General features: G+C 70.8%; 23 protein-coding genes, 1 pseudogene and 1 riboswitch. Of the genes and pseudogenes, 12 read left to right on the forward strand and 12 right to left on the reverse strand.

The genetic code is table 11. The features are described 5' to 3' along the window. Nucleotides 1–20 precede the first annotated feature (20 nt). A complete protein-coding gene (locus tag ABFX50_RS44430; RefSeq protein WP_183658811.1) occupies nt 21–788 on the reverse strand; it encodes a metallophosphoesterase family protein in 768 nt (255 codons plus the stop codon). A 158-nt stretch (nt 789–946) separates the two neighbouring features. On the opposite strand from ABFX50_RS44430, the gene ABFX50_RS44435 reads away from it, so the two are divergent. Further along, nucleotides 947–2,701 (forward strand): AMP-dependent synthetase/ligase, encoded by a 1,755-nt coding sequence (locus ABFX50_RS44435; RefSeq protein ID WP_346155607.1) that lies wholly within the window; start codon nt 947–949, stop codon nt 2,699–2,701. 214 nt (nt 2,702–2,915) lie between these two features. Here the strand turns inward: ABFX50_RS44435 and ABFX50_RS44440 are convergent. Then, a pseudogene (locus ABFX50_RS44440) lies at nt 2,916–3,137 on the reverse strand (FAD-dependent oxidoreductase); the annotation flags it as partial. Then, entirely contained in the window at nt 3,124–3,720 is a 597-nt protein-coding gene (locus ABFX50_RS44445; protein ID WP_346155609.1) for a PadR family transcriptional regulator, read from the reverse strand. The pseudogene ABFX50_RS44440 and the gene ABFX50_RS44445, both read right to left, overlap by 14 nt. A 148-nt stretch (nt 3,721–3,868) precedes the next feature. Here ABFX50_RS44445 and ABFX50_RS44450 point away from each other — a divergent pair, with 148 nt between their 5' ends. The 6 genes from ABFX50_RS44450 to ABFX50_RS44475 all read left to right on the forward strand — a co-directional run bounded on the left by ABFX50_RS44450 (nt 3,869) and on the right by ABFX50_RS44475 (nt 8,600). Continuing rightward, nucleotides 3,869–5,155 carry an ABC transporter substrate-binding protein gene (locus ABFX50_RS44450; protein ID WP_346155613.1) on the forward strand — a complete coding sequence of 429 codons (1,287 nt, stop codon included), beginning with the start codon at nt 3,869–3,871 and terminating at the stop codon, nt 5,153–5,155. After that, nucleotides 5,152–6,021: a carbohydrate ABC transporter permease gene (locus ABFX50_RS44455; protein ID WP_346155618.1), complete on the forward strand. Its 870-nt coding sequence runs from the start codon at nt 5,152–5,154 to the stop codon at nt 6,019–6,021. The genes ABFX50_RS44450 and ABFX50_RS44455 overlap by 4 nt, the downstream gene beginning before the upstream one ends. Beyond that, nucleotides 6,018–6,929 (forward strand): carbohydrate ABC transporter permease, encoded by a 912-nt coding sequence (locus ABFX50_RS44460; RefSeq protein ID WP_346155620.1) that lies wholly within the window; start codon nt 6,018–6,020, stop codon nt 6,927–6,929. The genes ABFX50_RS44455 and ABFX50_RS44460 overlap by 4 nt, the downstream gene beginning before the upstream one ends. A gap of 80 nt (nt 6,930–7,009) precedes the next feature. Continuing rightward, nucleotides 7,010–7,540 carry a toxin-antitoxin system HicB family antitoxin gene (locus ABFX50_RS44465; protein ID WP_346155623.1) on the forward strand — a complete coding sequence of 177 codons (531 nt, stop codon included), beginning with the start codon at nt 7,010–7,012 and terminating at the stop codon, nt 7,538–7,540. A 39-nt stretch (nt 7,541–7,579) separates the two neighbouring features. Then, nucleotides 7,580–8,365: a DUF4097 family beta strand repeat-containing protein gene (locus tag ABFX50_RS44470; protein ID WP_346155625.1), complete on the forward strand. Its 786-nt coding sequence runs from the start codon at nt 7,580–7,582 to the stop codon at nt 8,363–8,365. A 49-nt stretch (nt 8,366–8,414) separates the two neighbouring features. Then, the gene (locus ABFX50_RS44475) at nt 8,415–8,600 is read left to right on the forward strand and encodes a hypothetical protein (protein ID WP_346155628.1); all 186 of its coding nucleotides are present in this window, start codon (nt 8,415–8,417) and stop codon (nt 8,598–8,600) included. 8 nt (nt 8,601–8,608) lie between these two features. Here the strand turns inward: ABFX50_RS44475 and ABFX50_RS44480 are convergent, their stop codons facing one another. The 4 genes from ABFX50_RS44480 to ABFX50_RS44495 all read right to left on the reverse strand — a co-directional run bounded on the left by ABFX50_RS44480 (nt 8,609) and on the right by ABFX50_RS44495 (nt 12,212). After that, complete coding sequence (locus ABFX50_RS44480) at nt 8,609–9,697, reverse strand: glycosyltransferase family 4 protein (protein ID WP_346155631.1); 1,089 nt, start codon at nt 9,695–9,697, stop codon at nt 8,609–8,611. Next, entirely contained in the window at nt 9,694–10,917 is a 1,224-nt protein-coding gene (locus ABFX50_RS44485; RefSeq protein WP_346155634.1) for a M48 family metallopeptidase, read from the reverse strand. The genes ABFX50_RS44480 and ABFX50_RS44485 overlap by 4 nt, the downstream gene beginning before the upstream one ends. After that, complete coding sequence (locus tag ABFX50_RS44490) at nt 10,914–11,714, reverse strand: hypothetical protein (protein WP_346155638.1); 801 nt, start codon at nt 11,712–11,714, stop codon at nt 10,914–10,916. Before ABFX50_RS44490 ends, ABFX50_RS44485 begins: the two co-directional genes overlap by 4 nt. A gap of 69 nt (nt 11,715–11,783) precedes the next feature. Continuing rightward, nucleotides 11,784–12,212, reverse strand: a complete 429-nt coding sequence (locus ABFX50_RS44495) for a C40 family peptidase (RefSeq protein ID WP_358150065.1) — start codon at nt 12,210–12,212, stop codon at nt 11,784–11,786. Nucleotides 12,213–12,387: 175 nt separating this feature from the next. Next, nucleotides 12,388–12,530, reverse strand: a riboswitch (cyclic di-AMP (ydaO/yuaA leader). A 344-nt stretch (nt 12,531–12,874) separates the two neighbouring features. Here ABFX50_RS44495 and ABFX50_RS44500 point away from each other — a divergent pair. Beyond that, nucleotides 12,875–13,789 (forward strand): LysR family transcriptional regulator, encoded by a 915-nt coding sequence (locus ABFX50_RS44500; protein WP_346155648.1) that lies wholly within the window; start codon nt 12,875–12,877, stop codon nt 13,787–13,789. Here ABFX50_RS44500 and ABFX50_RS44505 read toward each other — a convergent pair. Both ABFX50_RS44505 and ABFX50_RS44510 read right to left on the reverse strand, forming a co-directional pair. Then, nucleotides 13,753–14,664 carry a C40 family peptidase gene (locus ABFX50_RS44505; protein ID WP_246452315.1) on the reverse strand — a complete coding sequence of 304 codons (912 nt, stop codon included), beginning with the start codon at nt 14,662–14,664 and terminating at the stop codon, nt 13,753–13,755. The genes ABFX50_RS44500 and ABFX50_RS44505 overlap by 37 nt on opposite strands. A 147-nt stretch (nt 14,665–14,811) precedes the next feature. Continuing rightward, complete coding sequence (locus ABFX50_RS44510) at nt 14,812–16,134, reverse strand: NYN domain-containing protein (RefSeq protein ID WP_183658784.1); 1,323 nt, start codon at nt 16,132–16,134, stop codon at nt 14,812–14,814. A gap of 123 nt (nt 16,135–16,257) precedes the next feature. Between ABFX50_RS44510 and ABFX50_RS44515 the strand changes: the two genes are divergently transcribed. Further along, on the forward strand, nt 16,258–17,286 hold the full coding sequence (locus ABFX50_RS44515; protein ID WP_346155652.1) for a phosphotransferase family protein: 1,029 nt from the start codon (nt 16,258–16,260) through the stop codon (nt 17,284–17,286). Here the strand turns inward: ABFX50_RS44515 and ABFX50_RS44520 are convergent. Both ABFX50_RS44520 and ABFX50_RS44525 read right to left on the reverse strand, forming a co-directional pair. Then, nucleotides 17,281–17,931, reverse strand: coding sequence for a response regulator transcription factor (locus ABFX50_RS44520; protein WP_346155655.1), 651 nt, complete (start codon nt 17,929–17,931; stop codon nt 17,281–17,283). The genes ABFX50_RS44515 and ABFX50_RS44520 overlap by 6 nt on opposite strands. Then, nucleotides 17,928–19,103: a sensor histidine kinase gene (locus tag ABFX50_RS44525; RefSeq protein ID WP_346155659.1), complete on the reverse strand. Its 1,176-nt coding sequence runs from the start codon at nt 19,101–19,103 to the stop codon at nt 17,928–17,930. Before ABFX50_RS44525 ends, ABFX50_RS44520 begins: the two co-directional genes overlap by 4 nt. Nucleotides 19,104–19,214: 111 nt before the next feature. On the opposite strand from ABFX50_RS44525, the gene ABFX50_RS44530 reads away from it, so the two are divergent. The 3 genes from ABFX50_RS44530 to ABFX50_RS44540 are packed head-to-tail and all read left to right on the forward strand — an operon-like array spanning nt 19,215 to nt 21,478. Then, complete coding sequence (locus ABFX50_RS44530) at nt 19,215–19,442, forward strand: hypothetical protein (RefSeq protein WP_346155662.1); 228 nt, start codon at nt 19,215–19,217, stop codon at nt 19,440–19,442. 3 nt (nt 19,443–19,445) lie between these two features. Then, on the forward strand, nt 19,446–19,937 hold the full coding sequence (locus ABFX50_RS44535; RefSeq protein WP_346155665.1) for a PH domain-containing protein: 492 nt from the start codon (nt 19,446–19,448) through the stop codon (nt 19,935–19,937). Then, nucleotides 19,934–21,478, forward strand: coding sequence for a PH domain-containing protein (locus tag ABFX50_RS44540; RefSeq protein ID WP_346155668.1), 1,545 nt, complete (start codon nt 19,934–19,936; stop codon nt 21,476–21,478). The genes ABFX50_RS44535 and ABFX50_RS44540 overlap by 4 nt, the downstream gene beginning before the upstream one ends. Nucleotides 21,479–21,505: 27 nt before the next feature. Here ABFX50_RS44540 and ABFX50_RS44545 read toward each other — a convergent pair whose 3' ends face one another. Next, nucleotides 21,506–23,050, reverse strand: coding sequence for a hypothetical protein (locus ABFX50_RS44545; protein WP_346155670.1), 1,545 nt, complete (start codon nt 23,048–23,050; stop codon nt 21,506–21,508). Nucleotides 23,051–23,082: the final 32 nt, after the last annotated feature.

Raw genomic sequence — 23,082 nt, forward strand, 5'->3', positions numbered from 1 at the left:
CGTCAACGGTACCGGTCGGGCTACCACTGGAGGACGTAGGGAACGCCCTTTCCGCGGAAATGGCCGACGTTCACGCACTCGGTCCTGCCGATCCTCGTGCGGGCGTGGAGCGGCTGGTGGACGTGGCCGAACAGCGCGTAGCGCGGCTGGGTCCTCCTGATGGCGGCCAGGGTCGCCTCGCTGCCGCGCTCGTAGCGCCTGGCCACCACGTCGTAGAGCAGTTCGGGCACGGCAGGGGGGATGTGGCAGCACAGCACGTCCACCTCGCCGACCGCCTCCACCTTGGCGGCGAACTCCTCGTCGCTGATCTCGTAGGGCGTGCGGTACTGCGTGCGCAGGCCGCCTCCGACGAAGCCGAACCGCAGCCCGCCGAGCTCGACCGTCTGCCCGTCGAGAACGTGGAGACCGGGCCTGAGGTAGTCGCCCCACAGCCTCGGCAGGTCGACGTTGCCGTAGGTCAGGTAGGCCGGCGTCGGCATGGCGGCGAACAGGCTCTCGTACTGACGCCTGACGATGCGCTCGATGTGCTCGCGCGGATCGCCTTCGAGGCTGGCCCACAGCCGGGCCGACATGGCCCTGGCCTCGTCGAACCGCTTGGCGGTGCGCAGCGCGATGAACCGCTCGGCCTGGTCGGCGCCGAACAGCTCGGGGAAGATCCCCTGGGCGTGGTCGTCGTAGTCGATGAAGAGGATCAGGTCGCCCAGGCAGATCAGCGCGTCGGCGCCGTCGCCCGCGCGCGCCAGCGCCTCGACGCTTCCGTGGACATCGCTCACGACATGGACCCGCATGCCCGCAGCCTAGAAGATCGGATGAGCGGAGTAGCGGCCGGCGACTGCTAGCGTGATGAAAGCCCTTGATAACGCCTCTGTGACGAAGCTACCCACGCGTAACTTAACCCTGTAGCGTCCTCGGTCGTCCCAGAAGCGTGCACCCGGAGGAGTGATCCGTGCGCGAGTACAGCGTTCCCGTCCTGGTGGATGTCCCGCATACCGCCAGCTGCGCCGACACGGTGTTCAGGCGTGGCGAGCAGGAACCAGGGGCGATCGTGATGCGCAGGAAGGACGGCGACAGCTGGCCCGCCGTCACCGCTCGCGAGTTCCGCGACGAGGTCGCCGCGCTGGCCAAGGGCCTCATCGCCGCGGGGGTCGAGCCTGGCGACAGGGTCGCGCTCATGTCGCGCACGCGCTACGAGTGGACCGTCATCGACTACGCCATCTGGGCCGCGGGCGCGGTCAGCGTGCCGATCTACGAGACCTCCGCCACCGAGCAGGTCGCCTGGATCCTGACCGACAGCGGCGCCAAGGCCGCCTTCGTCGAGCTCGACGCGCACGAGGAGACGGTCAAGGCGGCGCACCCGGGTCTCGAGCACCTGTGGCGGGTCGACGAGATCGCCTCGCTCACCGGGCCCGGCGTCTCCGACGAGGAGCTCGAGGCGCGCCGTACCACCAGGTCGGGCGCCGACCTCGCGACGGTCATCTACACCTCGGGCACCACGGGCAGGCCGAAGGGCTGTCGCCTCACCCACGACAACCTGCTGTTCACCTCCATCAACGTGGCGCGAGGCCCGCTGGACCGGCTCTTCGACAGCCCGGGCAGGGCGGCGCTGCTGTTCCTGCCGCTGGCGCACGTCTTCGCCAGGGTGATCCAGATCGTGCTGGTCGAGACCGGCACGATCATGGCCCACACGCCGAACATGAAGAACGTCGCACCCGACCTGGCGGCCTTCCAGCCGACGTTCCTGCTCGGCGTGCCGCGCGTGTTCGAGAAGGTCTACAACGGCGCCGAGCAGAAGGCCGTCGCCGGCGGCAAGGGCAGGATCTTCGCCCGCGCCGCCGACGTGGCCATCGCCTACAGCAGGGCCCAGGCCTCCGGCGGCGCGCCGCTCGGCCTGCGCCTGCGGCACGCCCTGTTCGACAGGCTCGTCTACGCCAAGCTCCGCCAGGCCACCGGCGGCCGCCTGTCCGCGGCGGTCTCCGGCGGCGGCGCGCTCGGCGAGCGCCTCGGTCACTTCTTCACCGGCGTCGGCATCGAGGTCTTCGAGGGCTACGGCCTGACCGAGACCACGGCCCCTGTCTCGGTCAACCTGCCGGGCGCCAACAAGATCGGCACCGTCGGCAAGCCGATCCCCGGCGCCGGCGTCCTCATCGCCGACGACGGCGAGATCCTCACCAAGGGCCGCCACGTCTTCGACGGCTACTGGAACAACGACCAGGCCACGGCCGCCGCGATCGACGCCGACGGCTGGTACCACACCGGCGACGTCGGCGAGCTCGACTCCGACGGCTACCTGCGCATCACCGGGCGCAAGAAGGAGATCCTGGTGACGGCGGCGGGCAAGAACATCGCCCCCGCTCCCATGGAGGACGCGATCCGCGCCCATCCGCTGATCTCCCAGGCCATGATCGTCGGCGACGGCCGGCCCTTCGCCGCGGTGCTGATCACCCTCGACCCCGAGGCCCTCGCCCAGCGCGGCCTGTCGCCGAAGGAGGCCAGGGCCGACGCCGGCGTGCTGGCCGAGGTCCAGTCGGCCGTCGACACGGCCAACACCACCGTGTCGAAGGCCGAGCAGATCAAGAAGTTCGTGATCCTGGAAGAGGACCTCACCGAGGAGAGCGGCCACCTGACGCCGACGCTGAAGGTCAAGCGCAACCTGGTGATGCGCGACTTCGCCGCCGACATCGACGCCCTGTACGAGAGGTGAAGGCAGGGGTGGGGCCCTGCCTCATCCCACGACGGCGTTCCAGTCGAGGTGATGGCGCTGCTCGAGGCCGAGCGTCCGCTCGGGCTTGAGGAAGGTCCGCACCGCCAGCGGCATCATCAGCCGCATCACCGAGATGGCCGCGGGCCCCAGGGTCTTGGTGCAGGCTGTCCAGCTCGCCGATCCGCCTGCCCCTTCCGTCGCTGACCACCGTGCGCGTCACCGGCTGGCCGACAGCCCTGACGGCCGCCTCCGCGCCCACGGCCCGCAGCGCGTCGAGCCCGTTGGGCGCGATGGTGAGCGTTCCCCCGATGCCCTCGGCGCCGCTCGCGTAGGCCTCGAAGACCGTCGCCTCGATGCCCGCGCGGCGCAGCGCCATCGCGGTGACCGGTCCTGCGATGCCGCCGCCGACCACCAGTGCCGTTCTAACCGCCGTCATTGCGACTCCCGAAGATCGTGTGCCATGTCTCGATGTAGTCCGACCGGCCGAGCGAGTCGACGAGCGTGGCGACGAAGCGCAGCTCGGCCTCGAGCAGCGCGAGTCTGTACTCGTCGTCGACGAGGAAGATCCACCCGACCCCGCCTTCGGACGCCGCGCGCACGGCCTCGCGGATCTGCGCGGCCTCCTCGGCCAGCCTGGCCGACCGCCGTCCGAGCAGCTCGACGGCCTCGGCGGGGTCGAGGACGCTCAGCAGCGACAGCGCGGCCCCGAAGTGCGGATACTCCGCCTTCGGCGTGGCGACCAGCTCGCGCAGCCAGTCGTGGAGCTCGGCGCGGCCCTCGTCGGTGAGCGCGTAGAGCGTGCGCTCGGGCCGCTCGGTGTCGCGCACGCTGCCCTGCTCGACGATGAAGCCGGCCTTGGCCAGCTGCTTGACGACCATGTAGAGCGAGCCCCTGTTGTACCTGAAGCTGCGGTCCTTCGCGGTCTCCTGCAGCCGCCGCCCCAGCTCGTACGGATGCATCGGCTCCATCAGCAGGAACGCCAGCACCGCCAACGCCAGCGGGTTGGACACCTTGCGCACGGACACTCCTTTAGTTGATGTCAACTAGTTGATATCAACTAAAGGCGAGGCGCAACTGTCAGAAAAGATTCGTTGACATGCGCGCTGTTCATGGGGGAACGTGCGTGATATCGGGGGAATCTGAGGGTCGGTCTAGGAGGAACCCACCATGACCCCACGTCTGCCGATCACCCGCAGGAGCATGCTGCTCGGTGCCGCGGCCTTCGGAGTCCCCGCGATCCTGGCGGGCTGCGGCAACCCCAACACCCAGAACACGCAGGGCGCGAGCGGCTCGGCCGCGCGCGGCACGGTGACGATCGGCTCCAACGCCTCCGACGAGATCCCCAAGAAGTCACTGGAGACCGTGGTCAAGGCCTTCACCCAGGCCGACGTCAGGATCAACACCGTCGACCACAACACCTTCCAGGAGAACATCAACCGCTACCTCAAGGGCACGCCCGACGACGTCTTCACCTGGTTCGCCGGCTACCGGATGCAGTTCTTCGCCGAGCAGGGCCTGGCCACCGACATCTCCGACGTGTGGCAGGAGATCGGAGGCGACTACACCCCCGCCTTCAAGGCGGCCTCGACGGGCTCGGACGGCAAGCAGTACTTCGTGCCGTTCACCTACTACCCATGGGCGGTCTTCTACCGCAGGAGCCTGTGGGAGGAGAAGGGCTACGTGCCGCCCACGACCCTCGACGAGTTCACCGCGCTGGCCAGGAAGATGAAGGCCGACGGGCTGGTCCCCCTCGCCTTCGCCGACAAGGACGGCTGGCCCGCGATGGGCACCTTCGACATCCTCAACATGCGGACAAACGGCTACGACTTCCACATCTCGCTCATGGCGGGCAAGGAGTCGTGGACCGACCCGAAGGTCAAGCAGGTCTTCGACACCTGGCGAGGGCTGATGGAGTTCCACCAGCCCGCCGCGCTCGGCCGTACCTGGCAGGAGGCGGGCCAGTCGCTCGCCCAGAAGAAGACCGGCATGTACCTGCTCGGCATGTTCGTCGCCCAGCAGTTCCCCGAGGCCGAACGCGACGACCTCGACTTCTTCACCTTCCCCGAGATCAACCCGCAGTTCGGTACCGACTCCATCGACGCGCCCATCGACGGCTACATGATCTCGGCCAAGGCCAAGAACGTGGACGGCGCCAAGGCGCTGCTCAAGCACTTAGCCCAGGCCTCCTCGCAGAACGCGGCCACCAAGCTTGACCCTGGCACGCTGGCCTCCAGCTCCAAGGCCGACACCAGCGGCTACAGCGCCCTGCAGAAGCGCGGCGCCGAACTCGTCTCGCAGGCCACGCACATCGCCCAGTTCCTCGACCGCGACACCAGGCCCGACTTCGCCTCGACCGTGATGATCCCCGCGCTGCAGCGCTTCGTCGGCAAACCCGACGACATCGACCCGCTGCTCAAGGACATCGAGGCGCAGAAGGCCAACATCTTCCGTTGATCACTCGACGCTACTCCCGCAGGGACCTCGCCGTCCTGGGCTTCGGCCTCGGGGCGGCCGTCCTGGTCAACGTGGCCCTCATCTGGGGCCCCACGCTGGCCTCCGTCGCACTGTCGGGCACCGACTGGAACGGCATCTCCGAGCTGCGCTGGATCGGCACGCGCAACTACGGCGACCTGGCGGAGGAGTACCCGCCGTTCTGGTCGGCTGTCCGCAACAACGTGCTGTGGCTGGCCTTCCTCGGCCTGGTCGCGACGCCGTTCGGCCTGTTCTGCGCGGTGCTGCTGGACCGGCGGCTCAGGATGTCGCGGGTCTACCAGAGCGCGCTCTACATGCCGGTGGTGCTGTCGCTTGCCGTGGTGGGCTTCATCGCCCAGCTCGTCTACTCCTCCGACTACGGCGTGCTCAACGCCGTGACCGGGCTGACCACCGACTGGCTCGGCGACAGCTCCATCAACATCTGGGTCGTCATGGTCGCGGCGGCCTGGCGGCACGTCGGCTACGTCATGATCATCTACCTGGCCGGGCTGAAGGCGGTCGACCCCGCGCTCAAGGAGGCCGCGGCGATCGACGGGGCGAGCGAGGCGCAGACCTTCTTCCGCGTCGTCTTCCCCACGCTGCGGCCCATCAACGTCATCGTCCTGGTGATCACGGTGATCGAGGCGCTCAGGGCCTTCGACATCGTCTACGCCATCAACAAGGGCAGGAACGGCCTGGAGCTGCTGTCGGTGCTGGTCACGGAGAACATCGTGGGCGAGGCCAGCAGGATCGGCTTCGGCTCGGCGATCGCGGTGATCCTGCTGGTGATCTCGATGGCGTTCATCGTCACCTACCTCTCGCAGCTGTTCAAGGAGGATCGCCGGTGACGCCGACCGCCTCGCGCCCCACCGCGGTGGAGCCCAGGCCGCAGTCCAAGCGGCCCTTCCGGCCGTCAAGGCTGGTGCTGCACCTCTTCCTCGCGCTGGTCGCCCTCGGATGGCTGCTGCCGCTGCTGCTGGCCGTCTACGCCTCGCTCAGGCCGTACGAGGAGACGGCCAGGTTCGGCTACTTCTCGCTGCCCCGCTCGCTCACGCTCGACTACTACGGCCAGGCCTGGAGCCAGGCCGACCTGCCGAAGTACTACCTCAACACGCTCATCATCGTGGTGCCCGGGGTGATCCTCACGCTGCTGATGGCCTCCTTCACCGCCTTCGCCATCGCCAGGCTGCGCATTCCAGGACGCAAGGTGCTGCTGCTGGTCTTCACCGCGGGCAACCTGCTCCCGCCCCAGGTGCTGATCACGCCGCTCTACACCCTGTACACGCTGATCCCGCTGCCGTGGTGGCTGTCGGACTCGCTGTCGCTGTACGACTCCCATCTCGGGCTGATCCTCATCCACGTGGCCTTCCAGTTCGGCTTCTGCGTGTTCGTGCTGGCCAACTTCATGCGGACCATCCCCGAGGAGATCTCGGAGGCGGCGATGGTCGACGGGGCCGGCGTGTGGCGGCGCTACTGGCAGCTCACGCTGCCGCTGTGCCGTCCCGCGCTGGCGGCGTTGTCGACGCTGCAGTTCACCTGGATGTACAACGACTTCCTCTGGGCGCTGGTGCTGATGTCCTCAGGCGACAAGCTGCCCGTCACCTCGGCGCTGAACAACCTGCGCGGGCAGTTCTTCACCGACTACAACCTGCTGGCCGCGGGGTCGCTGCTGGTGGCGCTGCCGACGCTGATCGTCTTCCAGCTCCTGCACAAGCAGTTCGTCTCGGGCCTCACGCTCGGCTCGACCAAGGGCTGACCGGCCCGTCTTCGAGCGTTGACGCCGGTGGCGTCAACGCGCCGCTTGCAGTGACGTCAGATTGATGTCAGGATGACGTCATGGACCTGACGTCGTACATCGAGAACCTGCGCAGGGAGTTCGGCGACGCTGCCGACGCGGCGGGGCCCGAGGCCCGGGCCACCGCCGAGCGCCTCACCGCGATGCTCGACTCGGCGGTCAGGCTGACACTCATTGAGGTGCTCTCCGAGGCCGCCGACGAGCTGACCAGGCAGCTCGATCCCGGGGTCGTCGATGTGCGCATGCGCGGCAGAGAGCCCCAGTTCGTGCTCACCGTGCCCGAAACCTGGCACGGCAGCCCCGCGAGCGGCCCCGGGCAGCCGCCGTTCCCGCCGCCGCCTCCTGAGCCTCCCGCCCCTCCCGCGCCGCCGGGCGAGGGCGAGCAGGGCACGGCCAGGATGACCCTGCGGCTGCCCGAGTCGCTGAAGAGCCGCATCGAGCAGGCCGCCGCCGCCTCGGGGGCCTCGGTCAACGCCTGGCTGGTCAGGGCGCTGACCGCGGCGCTGTCGGACCCTCAGCAGCGCCCCTCTCCTCCCGGCGCCGGACGCCGCATCAGCGGCTGGGTCCGCTGACCTTCTCCCTCATCCCACGCACAGAGACGGAGCTCCACCATGCCCGTTTTCTCCACCCCCACGCCCCCCGCCGTCCACGTCGACCTCCCCGCGGGCGACCTGCGCGTCTGCGCCACCGAGCGTCAGGACACCGTGGTCGAGGTGCGCCCCGCCGAGCCCGCGAGCTCCGACGACCACGCCTACGCCCGGTCGATCCTGGTCGAGCAGGCCGACGGGGTGATCACCGTCAAGGCCCCCGAAGGACAGCGGAGCAGGCGCGCCGTCCACGTCGACATCGCCCTGCCCGAGGGGTCGAGCCTGCTGACCCACACCGCCTCGACCGATGTCACCACCACGGGACGGCTGGGCGAGGTCGCCATCACGTGCGCCTCGGGCGACGTCACCGTGGAGCACGCCGTCGCTCTGCGCATCACCACGGCGTCAGGTGACGTCAGATGTGACGTCATCGAGGGTGACGCGGTCATCGACGCCACCTCGGGCAAGGTCGGCGTCGGCTCCGTCGGCGGCCACGTCAACGTCACCACCGCCTCGGGCTCGGCCGTGATCGGACGCGCCCACGGCGATGTCACCAGCCGCACGGCCTCAGGCGACATCGTCGTCCACGCCGTCACCAGAGGCCAGGTCAACGCCAGGAGCGCCTCGGGCAACGTCACGCTCGCGGTCACGGAGGGCAGCGCCGCCTGGCTGGAGATCTCCTCGCTGTCGGGGCGCGTCAGCTCCGAGCTCGAGCAGTCGGGCGAGCCAGGCGACGCCGCCGAGACCCTCGAGGTGCACGCCCGCACGCTGAGCGGCGACATCACCATCCTGCGGGCGGGCACCCGCTGAACCACCCGCCCGCCCACCCGCACACCCGCCACAGGAGAACGGATCTCCCATGAACAACCAGCTGACCCTGATGCACGTCCAGGCCCTCCACCGCGAGCGGATCGCCGAGGCCGAGCGCCTGTCCGCGCTCGCACGAAGGCGGCCGCCCTTCCGCCACACGCTGGCCCTGCGCCTGCACCGCCTGGCCGACTCCATCGACCCCGTCCAGCGCCCCCGCCTGCGCCCCTCTCACTAGCCGCGCGCTCAGAGCAGAGCGTGGAAGCGGGCCGCGACGCGCGACCAGTCCCACTCGCCCGCCACCCACTCCCTTCCCCTCTCCCCCATCTTGCGCGCCCTGTCCCTGTCGACGAGGAGCTCGACCAACGCTCCCGCGACCTCCGGTACCGACCTGCCGTCCACCACGAGACCCGTCTCCCCGTGCCGGACCGCGTCGGGCGCTCCTCCCGAAGCCCCCGCCACCACCGGCAGCCCCGTCGCCGAGGCCTCGAGGAAGACGATCCCCAGCCCCTCGACGTCCATCCCGCCCATCCGCGTACGGCAGGGCATGGCGAAGACGTCGCCCGCCGCGTAGTACGAGGGCAGCTCCGAAGCGGGCACCACCCCGGTGAAGCGCACCGCCTCGCCCAGGTGAGCGGCCATCGCGGCCAGCCGCCGCCGGTAGGGCCCTCCGCCCACGACGAGCAGCACCGCTGAGGGCACCGACCTCAGCACCAGCGGCCACGCGCGGATCAGCTGGTCCTGGCCCTTGCGCGGCACGAGCCTGGAGACGCACACCACGACGGGCCTGTCCCCGAGGCCGAGCGCGTTCCTGAGGCGCGCGGGCTCGGTGGGAGGCCTGAAGACGTCGGCGTCGACGCCCGGCGCCAGCCGTACGAGCTTGCCCTGAGGGATCAGGGAGGAGAGCCTGGCGTGCGTGTAGGAGCCGAGGTAGGTGACCACGTCGGCATGGGAGCCGATGCGCCGCATCAGGGGGCGGAACAGCGGCGACGACTCGTGCCCATGGGTGAGCATGACGATCCTGCGCGCTCCTGCCGCGCGCAGGCGGGGGGCCAGCAGGCCGAGAGGCGCCGCCGCGCCGAAGACGACGGTGTCGGCCCCGTGCGCGGCCACCAGCCGCGCCGCCCTGCGCGCGACGCCCGGCGTGGGCAGCATGAGCGAGGTCGGGTGCCTGACGACCGGGTAGGGCTGCTGGGCGTCGAACTCCTCGCAGCCCCGCCAGCGCGGGGCGTAGACCAGCACGGACGGCGTGCGCAGCGCGAGCCCGTGCACGAACGACTGGATGCCGCCCGGCCTGGGCGGAAAGTCGTTCGTGACGATGAGGACCCTGCTCACGGGGCCTTCATGAGCTCCCACGAGCGGGCCATGGCGATGCGCTGTGGAGCGGTCGGATGCGAGGCATAGAGCACATATTCCACGACATCCGGCGACAAGTCGGAAATGTTGGTTATTGCCAGGCGTTTTTGCATCGCGACGAACGTCCGCGGGTCGCGGGTGAGGTCGAGCGCGTGCAGGTCGGCCCTGGCCTCGATGTGGCGGCTGACGAGATTCTGCCCAGGACCCGACAGCACGGTCGCCAGCGAGAGGAAGCCCATGATCGCCGCCGTCGCGACGGGCTCGGACAGCGGACGCTTCCACAGCGGGGCCAGGCAGAACAGCAGCACCGCGCCGAAGCCCGCGCCGAGCGCGCCGAGGAGCGTGCCGTGAAGGACGTCGTTGTACTTGGCGTGCCCGAGCTCGTGGGCGATGATCAGCTCCACCTCCTTCTCCGGCGCGGCCAGCAGCGTGTCGTAGACGACGATGCGCCGGGTGGCCCCGAAGCCCGAGACGTAGGCGTTCAGCGCGGTGGTCCTGCGGGAGGCGTCGGCCACCAGCACGTCCTCGACCGGCACGTCGGCGCGCTCGGCCAGCTCCAGCAGGTCGGTGCGCAGCTGTCCCGCCGGCATCGACCTGAAGTCGTTGAAGAGAGGCTCGAAGACGACCGGATAGACGAAGGAGGCGCCCACGGTGAGCATGAAGGCGCCGACCGCGGCGGGAATCCACCAGCGCGCGAACCTGCGGGCCAGAGCGACGACGGCCAGCACCATGATCGCCGTGATCGCGGTCCGCACCCCGATGGACTTCAGCCTGTCGCCCGTCCAGCTCGCCCAGTTCTGCGTGGACAGGCTGAACTCGCGCAGTTCGCCCTCGAACCAGACACCGAGCGGCCAGCGCAGGAGCTCGACCACCGCTGTGAGCACGACGACGCCGAGCAGCACCCGCAGCCACCACGGCCCCTTCAGCCCGGCCAGCAGGCGGGCGCCCCATGGCGTGGCCACCAGCACGCCCGCGAAGAGCACGGTCAGGCCGAGCGACAGGTAGGACGGCACGCTGGTGGCCGCGTCGAAGGCGCGCGAGCGGGCGATCTCGGCGGCGGTGAAGTCGAGTGAGGGGTCGGGCGGCACGGCGGGCGCGCCCCGCATCGTCGCCCAGGGGGTGGTGAGCGCGACCACCGCGACGATCGCCGCGCCCAGCAGCGCCAGCGCGATGCCCGCCCGACGGTCCAGCCAGCTCATCCGTGTCCCCCCGCAGTCAGCTCGTCCCGGACATACTCGCGCCACAGGCCGGTCAGCGTGGGGACCGACAGGCCGAGAGGGCGCAGCGCCTGGGCCAGATCGCGCCCCGCAGCCCGATCGTAGAGCTCGACCAGCGCCCGCTCGCCGTAGCGGCCCGCGATCAGGCGGCAGGCCAGCCACGACTCCTGGTAGACCTGCGCGAGCCTGGGCGCGCCCGGCGTGAAGTCGCCGTCGGCCGGCAGCCGGGCGCTCGTCCGTCCCGAGCCGACCTCCTCGGCCAGCTCCGCGGCCGCGACGCCGACCTCCAGCCCCGAGCCGAGGTAGCCGACGTAGTCGGCGAAGCCCTCTCGCAGCCACACGGGACCGCCGTGCGTGCCCGCTGCGACGTGGGTGAGCTCGTGGGCGAGCACCACGTCGCGTCCCACGGGGGTCAGCCGCGAGAAGGCGCCGGGGACGACGATCACCCTTCCGCGCGACGCCAGCGCGGCCAGCCCCTCGAGCGAGCCCGTGCCGGCCAGCGCCGCCGCCTCCTCGGTGCTGGCCGGCACCACGACCACCGGCCGTACGGGGCGCCGCAGCACCGCCGAGACCGTGCGGCCGGCGGCGTCGGCCCGCGCCGCGAGGTCGCGAAGCAGCGTGGCGGGTGCGTGGTGGCCGACGGCGAGCGAGCGCGCGCCGTACGCGAAGGTGACACCCGACTCCCACAGGCCACGGGCCTCGGACGGCAGGCGAGGGCCGGCCGACCCCGGCACCGTCCCCGCCAGCGCGGCCGCCAGCACGGCTCTTCGGCTCACCACGGCAGCGATGCTAGCCCGGACGGCGGAGAGCCCCGTCCCAGAGGAATGGACGGGGCTCTCTGCGTGCGCCTACGCGCCGGGGCGGACCGCGCCGGCGAAGGAGGACTTGCGCCAGCCGCTGATCTTCTCGATCCGCACCGTCTTGCCCGAGCTGGGTGAGTGGATCATCCGGCCCTTGCCGACGTACATGCCGACATGGCCCTTGCCGCGGAAGAACATCAGGTCACCGGGCTTGAGGCTGCGCCAGGAGACCTTCTTCTTGATGCGTGCGTACTGGCTGTGCGTCACGCGCGGGATCCTGATCCCCGCCTTGGACCAGGCGTACTGCACCAGACCCGAGCAGTCGAAGGAGCCAGGACCCGTCCCGCCGTAGCGGTAGGGGTCACCGAGCTGCTTCTTCGCCACTCCGACGGCCTTGGCAGCCCTCAACTTCTGCCGAGCCGCCTTCGCCTGCGACTTCGACACGACGCGCGCCTTGCCGGCGCTCGCCTTCGCCACGCTCGTCCGCGCGACGTCGATCTTCACTGCTGCCGTCTTCACCGCGCTCGCCTCGATGGGGGTCGCGTGAGCGGCTGGTGCGTGGAGGACGACTCCTCCCATCGCGGCCATGACGCCACTCAGGGCAAGGCAGGACAGACGGGTCTTGTTAACAGGGGTGGACAGAACGTCTCCTTGAATCTTCCACGAATGCCTACCGGGTTAGCTGACGGGTTCGGGCGTGGAAGTCGCCCTACCGGCCCGCAGGCCGGACTCACCCCAGGTGCTCGGGTCCCCGGCTCCGTGCTCCATTCCGCACGGATTCGGCGGGTCGACCGCGCACGCTCATCTGGGGGTTCGGCGCGGCGACCAGCGGATCGTTATGCGTGCACACCGGCCGCTGACAGGGCCGGTGGACGTGGCGGGCGCCATGGCTTGGTCGCCGCGAAGCGAGAAGGTACCCGGCCCACCAAGAGCAGGCAAAGTCGAAGTAAAGGAGTCAAGATCGTCCACGGGTGGTTGTCAAGAGACAAATCACTGCTCCATGGACCGTTGCAAGCGACAATTGTGACCCTCCTCACAGTTGCTGTCACCAGGCGAAGTCAGGTCCCATTTGTCACATCAGTCACAGCAGTAACATCAGCCGAACGAGGGGTCTGACCGCTCTGCCATAAGCTCTTCGCATGCTTGATCTGTGGTCCCTGCGCGTTCTGCTCGAAGTCGGACGGCACGGCTCCTTCTCCGCCGCCGCCGAGGCCCTGTCGATGACGCAGCCGGCCGTCTCCCGCCAGATCGCCACCCTGGAGCGCCGCACGGGCGTCAGGCTCTTCCACCGCCGCCCGCGAGGCGTGCAGCCCACGGAGGCGGGTCTGGCCGCCATGGAGCAGGCGGCCGCCGTGGTCGACGGGATGAGCCTGTTCGAGACCAGGCTGCGAGCCTTCGCCGCCGCCGAGAGCGGCAGGGTGCGTGTGGCGGCCTTCCCCAGCGCGGCCACCAGGTTCGTCCCCGAGAGCTTCCGCCGCTTCACCGCCACCCACCCCGACGTCGAGCTCTCACTCACCGTGGGAGAGCGCGGCGACGCGAGACTGCTCGAAGGCGCGATCGACGTCGCGCTGGTCACCTCGTGGGACGCCGACCCCGATCCTGGGCTCGAGACGCTCTTCCTGTTCGACGACGAGCCGATGGTGGCCCTGCCCGCCGACCATCCCCTCGCGTCCCAGGAGCAGGTACGGCTGGCCGACCTGGCCGCCGAGCACTGGATCGACGGCACCCACCCCGACTGCCTCGGCCCGGCGGCCGAACTGTCGGCCGCGATGGGAGGGCCGCCGAAGATCACGCACCTGTGCGACGACTGGAACGGCCGCCAGGGCCTGGTGGCCGCGGGCGTGGGCGTGATGCTCTATCCGTCCATCGCCGGCAGGTCGGTGCGCTCGGACATCAGGCTGGCCCACCCATCGCCCGCGCTGCCCGCCAGAAGGATCAGCGCCGCCGTCCTGCCCGCCGACGGGCGCCCGCCCGCCGTGAGCGCCTATCTGGACGTTCTGCGCGCGATGAGCGCGGCCTACGGGCGGACCGCGCCGACCAGCCGCCTGCCGTAGGCCGACAGAGGGACGACCTTGACCACGTCACCGGTCTGCGGCGCATGGACGATCTTGCCGCCGCCCGCGTAGATGCTCACGTGCCCGAGGCCCTCGCTGAAGATGAGGTCACCGGGCTGCAGGTTGTCGAGGGAGACCCTGCGCTTGGCGCCCCAGGCCCACTGCTCCCACGTCGTGCGGGGCAGCGAGACGCCGGCCGCGCGCCAGGAGGCCTGCGTGAGGCCTGAGCAGTCCCAGCCGCCCGGGCCCGTGCCACCGTACTGGTAGGGCTTGCCGACCTGCGCGTAGGCGAAGCTGAGCACCGAGGCGGCGTTGCCCGAGGCCGAGCCCGTGTACTTGATGCCGGTGCTGTTGGGGTTGCCCACCCGGTAGGCGCCGAGCCTGCGCAGCAGCTTCTCCTGCTGCTCGACCAGCTCGAGCACCTTGTCCTTCTCCGACTTGACCTCGTCGCGCAGCTTGTCGGCCTCGGTGAGGGCGCCCTGCGCCTGCTCCCTGTCGGACTTGAGCTGGCGGTTCTCCTCGTCGAAGGCGGCCAGGACCTGGGCCCGCTCGGCCGTCAGCTGGTCCATGAGCGCCATGCCGCCGAGCGTGGCCGAGGGGTCGCTGTCGCCCAGAAGCGTCGACCACGAGGTGATGTCGCCCGCCTGGTAGGTGTCGATGGCCATGCCGACGACCTCGGCGCGCAGACCCGCCACCCTGGCCATCTTGCTCTTGTACCGGGAGTTCAGCCCCTCGTAGGCCTTCTTGGCCTTCTTGTACTTCTCCGTGGCCGTGTTGTACCTGTCGACGACCTTGTCGGCCTTGTCGTTGAGCTTCTCCAGCTTCGCCTTGGCCTGCGCGATCGTCGGTTTGGGATCGGCGAAAGCACCGCTCAACGGCAGGAGAAGAGTCGCGATCGCGAGACCCGCAGCCAGCGGTACCCGGCCAAACCCCACAGCGACACGCCCTCCCAGTGATCACGCCTGGGGCGAAATAGTACAGAAGGTGCGCCTAGCGTCCGGCCATGTCACCCAAAATGTGACCTAGGCCCGCCCGAGCCTGCGCAGCAGCAGCGCGGACGAGACGGGCCTCGCGCCCATCCTGCGCACGGACTCGGCCACCTCACGGTCGGAGGAGACCACCGCGATCGCCCTTCCCTGCGGTTCGGCGCGGACCAGCTGACGGATCAGGTCGTCGGCGATCTCGCCCGGCGCGCTGAACATCACCCGCACCCCGCGCGGCGCGACCACCTGGACGGGGGCGTTGAGCTCCGCGCCGTCGAAGACGACGGTCACCTCGACCCTGGTCTGCGCGGCCAGGCCGCCCAGCCCCGTCATCAGCCTGTTGCGCTGGTCGGCGAGGGTGAGCGTGCCGTACCCGGTCTTGGTCACGTTGTAGCCGTCGATGATCAGGTGCACCTGCGGCAGCGCCAGCAGCTGGTCGAGCAGCTGCGGGTCGTCGTCGGCCAGCGCCCTGGCAGGCACGCCCCGCACATTGGGCGCGCCAGGCGCGACGGCGGCGACGGAGTCGGCGGGCCTGCTGATCGTGGTCGGCAGCGCCAGCTCCCTGCGCAGCCCGGCCGAGGCGTCCTGCAGCGCGTCGAGCAGCACCCTGATCCTGGCGTCCTCGATGCTGCGGCCCTCGCGGGCCGCTCTGCGCGAGGCCTCGAGATGTCTTTCGGCGTCGGCCAGCCGCTCCTTGAGCCGCCTCAGCTCCGACTCGCCCGCGCTGCCGGCCACCGAGGCAGCCATCCTGGCCTCGTCGGCGGCCTGCGCCATCTCGGCGGCCCGCTGGTCGGCGGCCTTGAGCCGCTCGCGGGCGTCATGGAGCTTGCGGCGCAGGTCGGAGTTCTCCGCTCGGGCGGCCCTCAGCTGCTCGCGCAGCCTCTCGGCCTCGTCCTTCGCGGCGCTCTTCTGCGCGGCCAGCTGCTCGCGCAGCCTGGCGACCGTCTGCTCCTGGGCCGAGCCCTCGGCGGCCACCGCCGACTGCTCGAGGTCGGCCCTGGCGGTTTCCACCATCTCCGCCCACCCGGGCGGCCTGGTCAGATAGGCTGCCGCCGCGACCAGCACGGGGTCGGCGGCCGGCGGCACGTTGCCCTCGGCCAGCGAGGCGGCGAGCTCGGGCCAGCCTTTGGCCACCGACTCGGCGACGGCCTCGCGAAACTCCTTGTCGTTCTCCAGCTGGGCGGCGATCGGGGCGCCGCCGAGTTTGGCGCGTTTGCGGGGGTCGAACTTGGCGATGCCACGCAGCGGGGCGGGCACGGCGACGGCGGGCATGCTGCCGAGCACCTGCGCCGCCAGGTCGACGACGTTGAGCCGCACCTGCTCGGGAAGCGGACGAGACAGGCCTTCGCCGGCTGAGCTCATCCCACTGCCTCTCAACTGACCCTTCGCGATTGTCCTACTCCCCAAGGGTACGGCTGTCGCGCACATGACCGTGTCGTGACATGCATATGGACAAGCGCTTGGTTGGAGATGTACGACAGTGGCGTGACCGAGCCCATGCGCACCTCCACCAGGGACCTCGACGACCTGCGCGAGAGGCTGAGCGCGTGGCTCGGCCGCCGGGTCTCGCGGGTCACCCGCCCCTCGGCCAACGGGATGTCCAGCGAGACGCTCTTCTTCACCGTGGACGGCACGCGGTGCGTGGCGCGCCTGGCGCCCACCGAGGAGGCCGTGCCGATCTTCCCCAGCTACGACCTGGGCGTGCAGTTCGAGGTGATGCGACTGGCCAGGGAGCGCGCGGGGGTGCTCGCGCCCAAGGCGCTGTGGTTCGAGCCCTCGCCCGAGCCGCTGGGCTCGCCGTTCTTCGTCATGGAGCGGGAGGAGGGCCGCGTCCCTTCCGATGTCCCGCCGTACACCTTCGAGGGCTGGCTGCTGGAGGCCGCGCCCGCGGACAGACGCCTGCTGCAGGACAGGACGGTCGCGATCGCCGCCGGCCTGCACGGCGCCCCCTACACCGCCGCCGAGCTGAAGGGCCTCGGCGCCGCGGGCCTGCGCGCGCACGTGGACGGCCAGCGCGCCTACTACGAGTGGATGCGCGGCGACACGCGCATCCCCCTGCTGGAGCGGGCCTTCGACTGGCTGGAGGCGCACTGGCCTGACGACCCCGGCCCCAACGTGCTGACCTGGGGCGATGCCAGGATCGGCAACGTGATGTACCGCGACTTCACCCCTGTCGCCGTGCTCGACTGGGAGATGGCCGCGGTGGGGCCCCGCGAGCTGGACCTGGCCTGGATGATCTTCCTGCACCGGTTCTTCCAGGACCTCGCCGAGGTCTTCGCGCTGCCGGGCCTGCCCTGCTTCATGCGCCGCGACGAGGTCTGCGCGACCTACCGCGAGCTGTCCGGTCACACGCCGCGGGACATGGACTTCCACGAGACGTACGCCGCGCTCAGGCACGGCATCGTCATGGCCAGGGTGTGGCAGCGCCGCATCCACTTCGGCGAGCAGCCGATGCCCGACGACCCCGACGACCTGGTGCTGCACAGGGCGCTGCTGGAGCGGATGCTGTCATGACTCCGCGTCGTGCACCAGCAGCGCGATCTGCACCCTGTTGTTGAGGCCCAGCTTGGTGAGGATGCGCGAGACGTGCGCCTTGACCGTGGCCACGCTCATGTAGAGCTCCGCGCCGATCTCGGCGTTCGAGCTGCCCCTGCCGACCGCGACGGCCACCTCCTTCTCGCGCTCGCTCAGCCTGGTCAGCAGGGAGCGGGCGCGCTCCCTGCGGCCGCCCGCGGCGCCGTCCGAGACGTGGGAGATGAGCTGCCTGGTGACGGCGGGCGACAGGATCGGCTCGCCCGCGGCCACCTTCCTGATGGCGGCGACCAGTTCGGCGGGAGGGATGTCCTTCAGCAGGAAGCCCGCCGCGCCCGAGCGCAGCGCCCGCAGGACCTGCGCGTCGGCGTGGAAGGTGGTCAGCACCACGACCTCGGGCGGGTTGGCGGTGGAGCGCAGCGCCTCGGTGGCGGCCAGGCCGTCGACCCTCGGCATGCGGATGTCCATGAGCACCACGTCGGGGCGGTGCTCGGCGACCATCTTCGGCACCTGGTCGCCGTCGGCCGCCTCGCCCGCCACCTCGATGTCGCCCACACCCCCCAGGATCATCGACAGCCCCGCTCTGACCAGCGCGTCGTCGTCGACGATCAGCACGCGTATCTTCATGTCGGCCACGGCAACCATGCTTTCAGAACGAAGTCCCCCTCGGGGGTGCGCCAGTGCTCGAGCCGTCCCCCTGCCAGCTCCGCCCGCTCGGTCAGCCCGATCAGGCCGCTGCCCGCGCCCGGGATGCTGGACGGCCAGCCGATCTTGTTGCGCGCCTCGATGGTGAGCCCCTCCCCCTGCCCGCCCTTCACGCTCAGCCGCACAGGAGCGCCGGGAGCGTGCTTGCGGGCGTTGGTGAGCGCCTCCTGGACGATCCTGTAGGCGTTGCGACCGAGGCTCGCGGAGGCCGCCTGCCCCGTCTCCACCGTGAGCGTCACGTCCATGCCCGCCCTGCGCGACTCCTCGGCCAGCTCGTCGAGGTCGGCGAGCGTGGGCTGCGGTCGCTCCGGCACGATCTCGTCCGGGTCGTCGCCCGGCTGGCGCAGCACGCCGATGACCTCACGAAGGTCCTGCAGCGCCTGGTGAGCGCTGTCCCTGATCGCCCCCGCCGCCCGCGCGACCTGCTCGGGCGGCGCGTCGGGCCTGAACTCCAGCGCCCCCGCGTGCAGGCTGAGGATGGAGATGCGGTGGGCCAGCACGTCGTGCATCTCGCGGGCGATGCGCTCGCGCTCCAGCCGCCTGGCCTCCTGCCCTGCCACCTGCGCCTGGGCCCTGAGCGTGTGGACCAGCTGGCGCCTGGACCTGACCACGATGCCCCAGCCGAAGACCGCCAGCGCGAGGACCGTGCCGAACACGGCCATCCACAGGGGGCCGAGCACCTTGTCGGGGCGCCACAGCGCGAGGGGGGCGAGCGTGACCAGATTGGCCGCGAGCACCAGCCCGGAGGTCTTGAAGGGGCGGTGCACCGCGACAGTGAACAGCGCCACCACCGCCACGCCGCCCACCATGACGAAGTAGGACGAGAACACCGTCGCGACCAGCGAGAGCGTGACGGGCCAGCGGCGGCGCAGCCACACCGCGGCGCACGACAGCCCGCCGAGCACCTGCTCGGTCATACGCAGCGCACGCCCCTCGCCCTCCAGGTCAGGCAGGGTCAGCCACACCAGCCCGCAGGTGAGCAGGAAGATCAGAATGTCGACGATCCAGTCGCGGGTCGAGCGGCGCGCGGGCCGCCCCTCGTCGGGGTCGCCGAGTAGGACCGAGGGCAGCAGCCACCGGTACTCCACGTTCATGGTCCCCCACGTTAGGTGCTGCGCCCCTTCCGCCGACACCGACCAAAGTCGATGCCGCTCTCAACCTCTGGCCGACGCCCCTGGCCGGCCCGGAACAGCAGCCTGGGACGTATGAAGGGTTTTCTCGACATCACCGGCACCATCCTGCTCATCCAGGGCGTCGGAGGACTGATCAACACCGTCCTCGGGTGGTGGGGATGGGCCCACGGGCTCCTGCTCGTCAACCGCCTGCCGTTCCTCGAAGGCTACGAGGTGTTCGCCTGCATCGCCCTCGGCGTCCTCGGCTTCGCGTTGCTGGCCGCCGGCGACTCGATGAAGAAGAAGAAGGAGGCGAGCTGAGCCGTGGCCGAAGTGACTCTGCGCCCGCCCCGCAACCTGGCCGACCCGCGCGCGATCGCCTGGTGGACCGTCCAGTCCTTCCTCCTGGCGGTGCCTCTGGCGGCGGCCGCCGTGGCGGGCTACTGGTTCTTCGCCCCGCACTCGCCGGCGCTGGGCTCCGCGGTGGCCGCGCTCGCCGCGGCCTGCCTGCTGCTGGCCGCCCTCGCGCCGCGCGCCTGCTACAGGGTGCAGCGCTGGGAGATCACCGACGAGGCGGTCTACGTCCGCTCCGGCTGGCTCACCCACACCTGGCGGGTCGCGCCGATGTCGCGCATCCAGACCGTCGACACCGCGCGCGGCCCCTTGCAGCGCCTGTTCGGCCTGGCCGACGTGACCGTCACCACCGCCTCGTCGGCGGGCGCCATCAAGATCGAGGCGCTCGACCACGAGCTCGCCGCCGAGCTGGCCGCCAGGCTCACCGCCATCACCCAGGCCACGCCGGGAGACGCCACGTGAGCACACGTCAGGAAGCCGCCGTCGAGGTGGTGTGGAGCGCGCTCCACCGCAGGGTCCCTCTCGCCACGGCCGTGCTGTCGCTGGCCATCGCCGCGCCCGCGGGGATCGGCGCCACCAGAGTCCTGCTCGGCATGGACCTGCCGTACGCGCTGGTGGCCGCCGGAGCGGCGGGCGCGGTGCTCCTCGTCGTGGTGGCCGCCTACGTCCACGGCGTGGCGCGCCTGCGCACCACCCGCTTCAGGCTCACGGCCGACCGGCTCGAACTGCGCGTCGGGATCCTTACGCGCCAGCACCGCGCGATCCCCCGTGACCGCGTGCGCAGCGTCGACGTCAAGGCCGACGTCGTACGGCGGGCGTTCGGCCTGGCCGTCGTCAAGGTCGGCACGGGCGAGCACACCTCGGGCGAGAGCGCCGAGCTCACACTCAACGGGCTGGCCGCAGCCGAGGCCGAGTCGCTGCGCCGTACCCTCCTGTCGGGGGTGGCGGCGAGGGAGAGCGCGCAGGAGGACGGCGGCCAGGCCATCGCCGGGCTGCGGTGGCAGTGGGTCCGCTATGCCCCGCTGTCGATCTGGGTCTTCGTCGGAGGCGCGGTGGCGATCGGCGCGATCAAGAAGGTGCTGGACGTCTTCGGTCTCGACGTGTTCAGCGCCTCCATGGCCAAGACCGTGTGGGAGTGGCTGATCGCCAACCCGTGGATCTCCGTGCCCGTGGTGGTGACGGGCAGCCTGCTGGTCGGCCTGGTCGGCGCGGTGGGCCTGTTCGCCGAGACGTGGGGCGGCTACCGCCTGGAGCGGGAGGCGGGCACGCTGCGAGTGCGCAGGGGGCTGCTCACCAGACGTTCGCTCACGCTGGAGACGGGCAGGCTGCGCGGGGTCGTGGTGGCCGAGCCGCTGCTGCTCAGGCTGGGCGGCGGCGCCAAGGTCAGGGCGGTGGCCGTCGGCCTGCGCAAGGCCGAGGGCGACGAGAGCGAGGAGGTCTCGGCGCTGACCCCGCCGATGCCCCGCGCCGAGGCGGTCCGCGTCGCCTCCAGGGTCCTGCACGCCTCTCCCTCGCCTGTCGCCATGGCCGGCGGCCTCGACGACCTGCGGCCCCACCCGAAGGCCGCCAGGAGCAGGCGCGTACGGCCGGCACTGGTCACGGTCGCCGCGCTCGCCGCCGCCATGGCCGTCGCCGACCTGCTGACCGGCTGGATCCCCGCCGCCGCCTGGGCGCTGCCGCTGATCGCGCTGCCTGTCGCGTCGGCCCTGGCGTTGGACGCCTACCGAGGGCTCGGGCACCGCCTGACCGGCAGCCACCTGCTCACGAGGGCGGGCTCGGCGCTGCGCACGACCGTCGCGCTCGACAGGGGCGGCATCGTGGGCTGGCGCATCAGGCAGTCGTTCTTCCAGCGCCGCCTCGGCCTCATCACGGTCGCCGCGACCACCGCGGCGGGCGACGGCCACTACGACGTGCTCGACGTCGACGCGAGCGAGGGACTCGACCTGGCCGCCCAGGCGGTGCCAGGGCTGCTGGAGCCGTTCCTGCTGCGGAGGGAGAGCTGACGCGCGTGGGCGTCAGCTCTGCCCTTCTCATTCGTCCTTCTTCAGCCCCGACTGGCCGAGGGAGTCGACGACGGCCCTGGCGACGGTCAGCGCCCCCTCACGGGCCTCCTTCTCCCCCAGCACCTTGACCTTGGGCGAGTTGGTGGCCTCGTCGGCCCCGAGCTCGGCCCCGGCGAGGGAGGCGCGGACGAGCGCGGGACCCACACGCACCAGGACATCGCCGCTGCCGTTGAAGACGGTGTTCTTCTTGTCCACCCAGTACTGGATGTAGGCCTCGTCGCCGAGGTCGCGCAGTTTCTCGATCCTGCCGAACCGGAGGCCGCCCAGGGCACTGCTCTCCGTGGCCTGGGCGCTTCCGAGCTGGGTCGCGTACTGGGCTTTCGCCGCGGCGGAGTCGGCGGCCCCGGCGCGGTTGGCGAAGAGCTGGATCGTGACCATGGCGCTGAGGATCTTGCGCCGGCCCTCGCCCGCGGGGATGTTCAGGTTGAGCCAGCGGCACTCGGTCTCCTGCGCCCCGACCGAGGTGCCCGCCTTGGCCCGCTCCGTGGCTCCAGGCACGAGCTTCATCATGGCCGGCGACATCCGCCTGCACGTCACCGGCAGCTGCGCGACGATCGTCGGCGACGCGCTGGGCGAGGGGGTGGGGGTCGGGGTTTGCGAGGGGCTGGGCTCCACCTTGGCCAGCTCGCCGGGGTGCGCGGCCTTCCACGCGGCCGCCCCCTTGGCCAGGTGGGTCAGCAGGACGCCCACCTCGCGCAGCGCGTTCTCCTCGCTGACCGACTGGGTGGTCTTCGACGACAGGAAGTCGGCGTCCTTGCGCTGCTGGCTCGCTTGGTACCTGACCTCGATGATCATGTCGCCCACGCGGGCCCTGCCCTCGCCGAAGGAGTACCACAGCGACTTGTCGCGACTCCAGGTGTACTGGCCGAAGGCGCCGTCGCCCACCCCTGGATAGTGCTTGACAGCGGAGTTGTAGTTCTTCTCCCCCGGGTCCTTCTTCTCGTCGGTCGGCTCGTTCTTGGCCTTGTAGGTGAAGAAACCGAGCTCGGAATCGTACAGGGCCTGCGCCTGTGCCCTGCCGGTCTTCGGCCCCTCGCCCTTGTGCTGGGCGATGCTGGCCTTGATCTCGCGGCTGCGCCAGAACTCGCCGTGGGAGATGCGGCGGTTGCTGAGGTCGCAGTAGGAGTAGACGGCGGAGCCCGCGTCGCGCGAGCGCTTGGCGACGGCCGCCTGCGGCACCAGCCTGTCGACCTCGGCCACGGGCAGCATGGTGCAGACGTCGAGGACCGCCGCGGCCGCCGGCTGCGTGGCGGCGGGCCGAGTGGGAGCCTCGGTCCCCGCCGTGGGCTTGGCGGGCGCGTCGGAGGAGGCCGGCCTGCCGTACAGCAGGTAGGCGCCCGCGGCTGCGCCGACCAGGACCACCGCGACACCCGCCGCCACCGCGGGCAGCACCCAGGCGCGCCGCCTGGGCGGCGGCGGGGGCGGCTGCACCGGCGCGGTCGGCACCTGCTGGAACTGCCAGTCCGGCGCGCGGTAGGGGTTGGTCGGGGGTTCGTCCTGATTCCAAGACATGGGCATGGATGCTAGTCGTCCTGGTTGCAAAA

It is taken from the genome of Nonomuraea recticatena, from assembly GCF_039533245.1.
In the GTDB taxonomy this organism is placed as follows: Bacteria; Actinomycetota; Actinomycetes; order Streptosporangiales; family Streptosporangiaceae; genus Nonomuraea; species Nonomuraea roseola.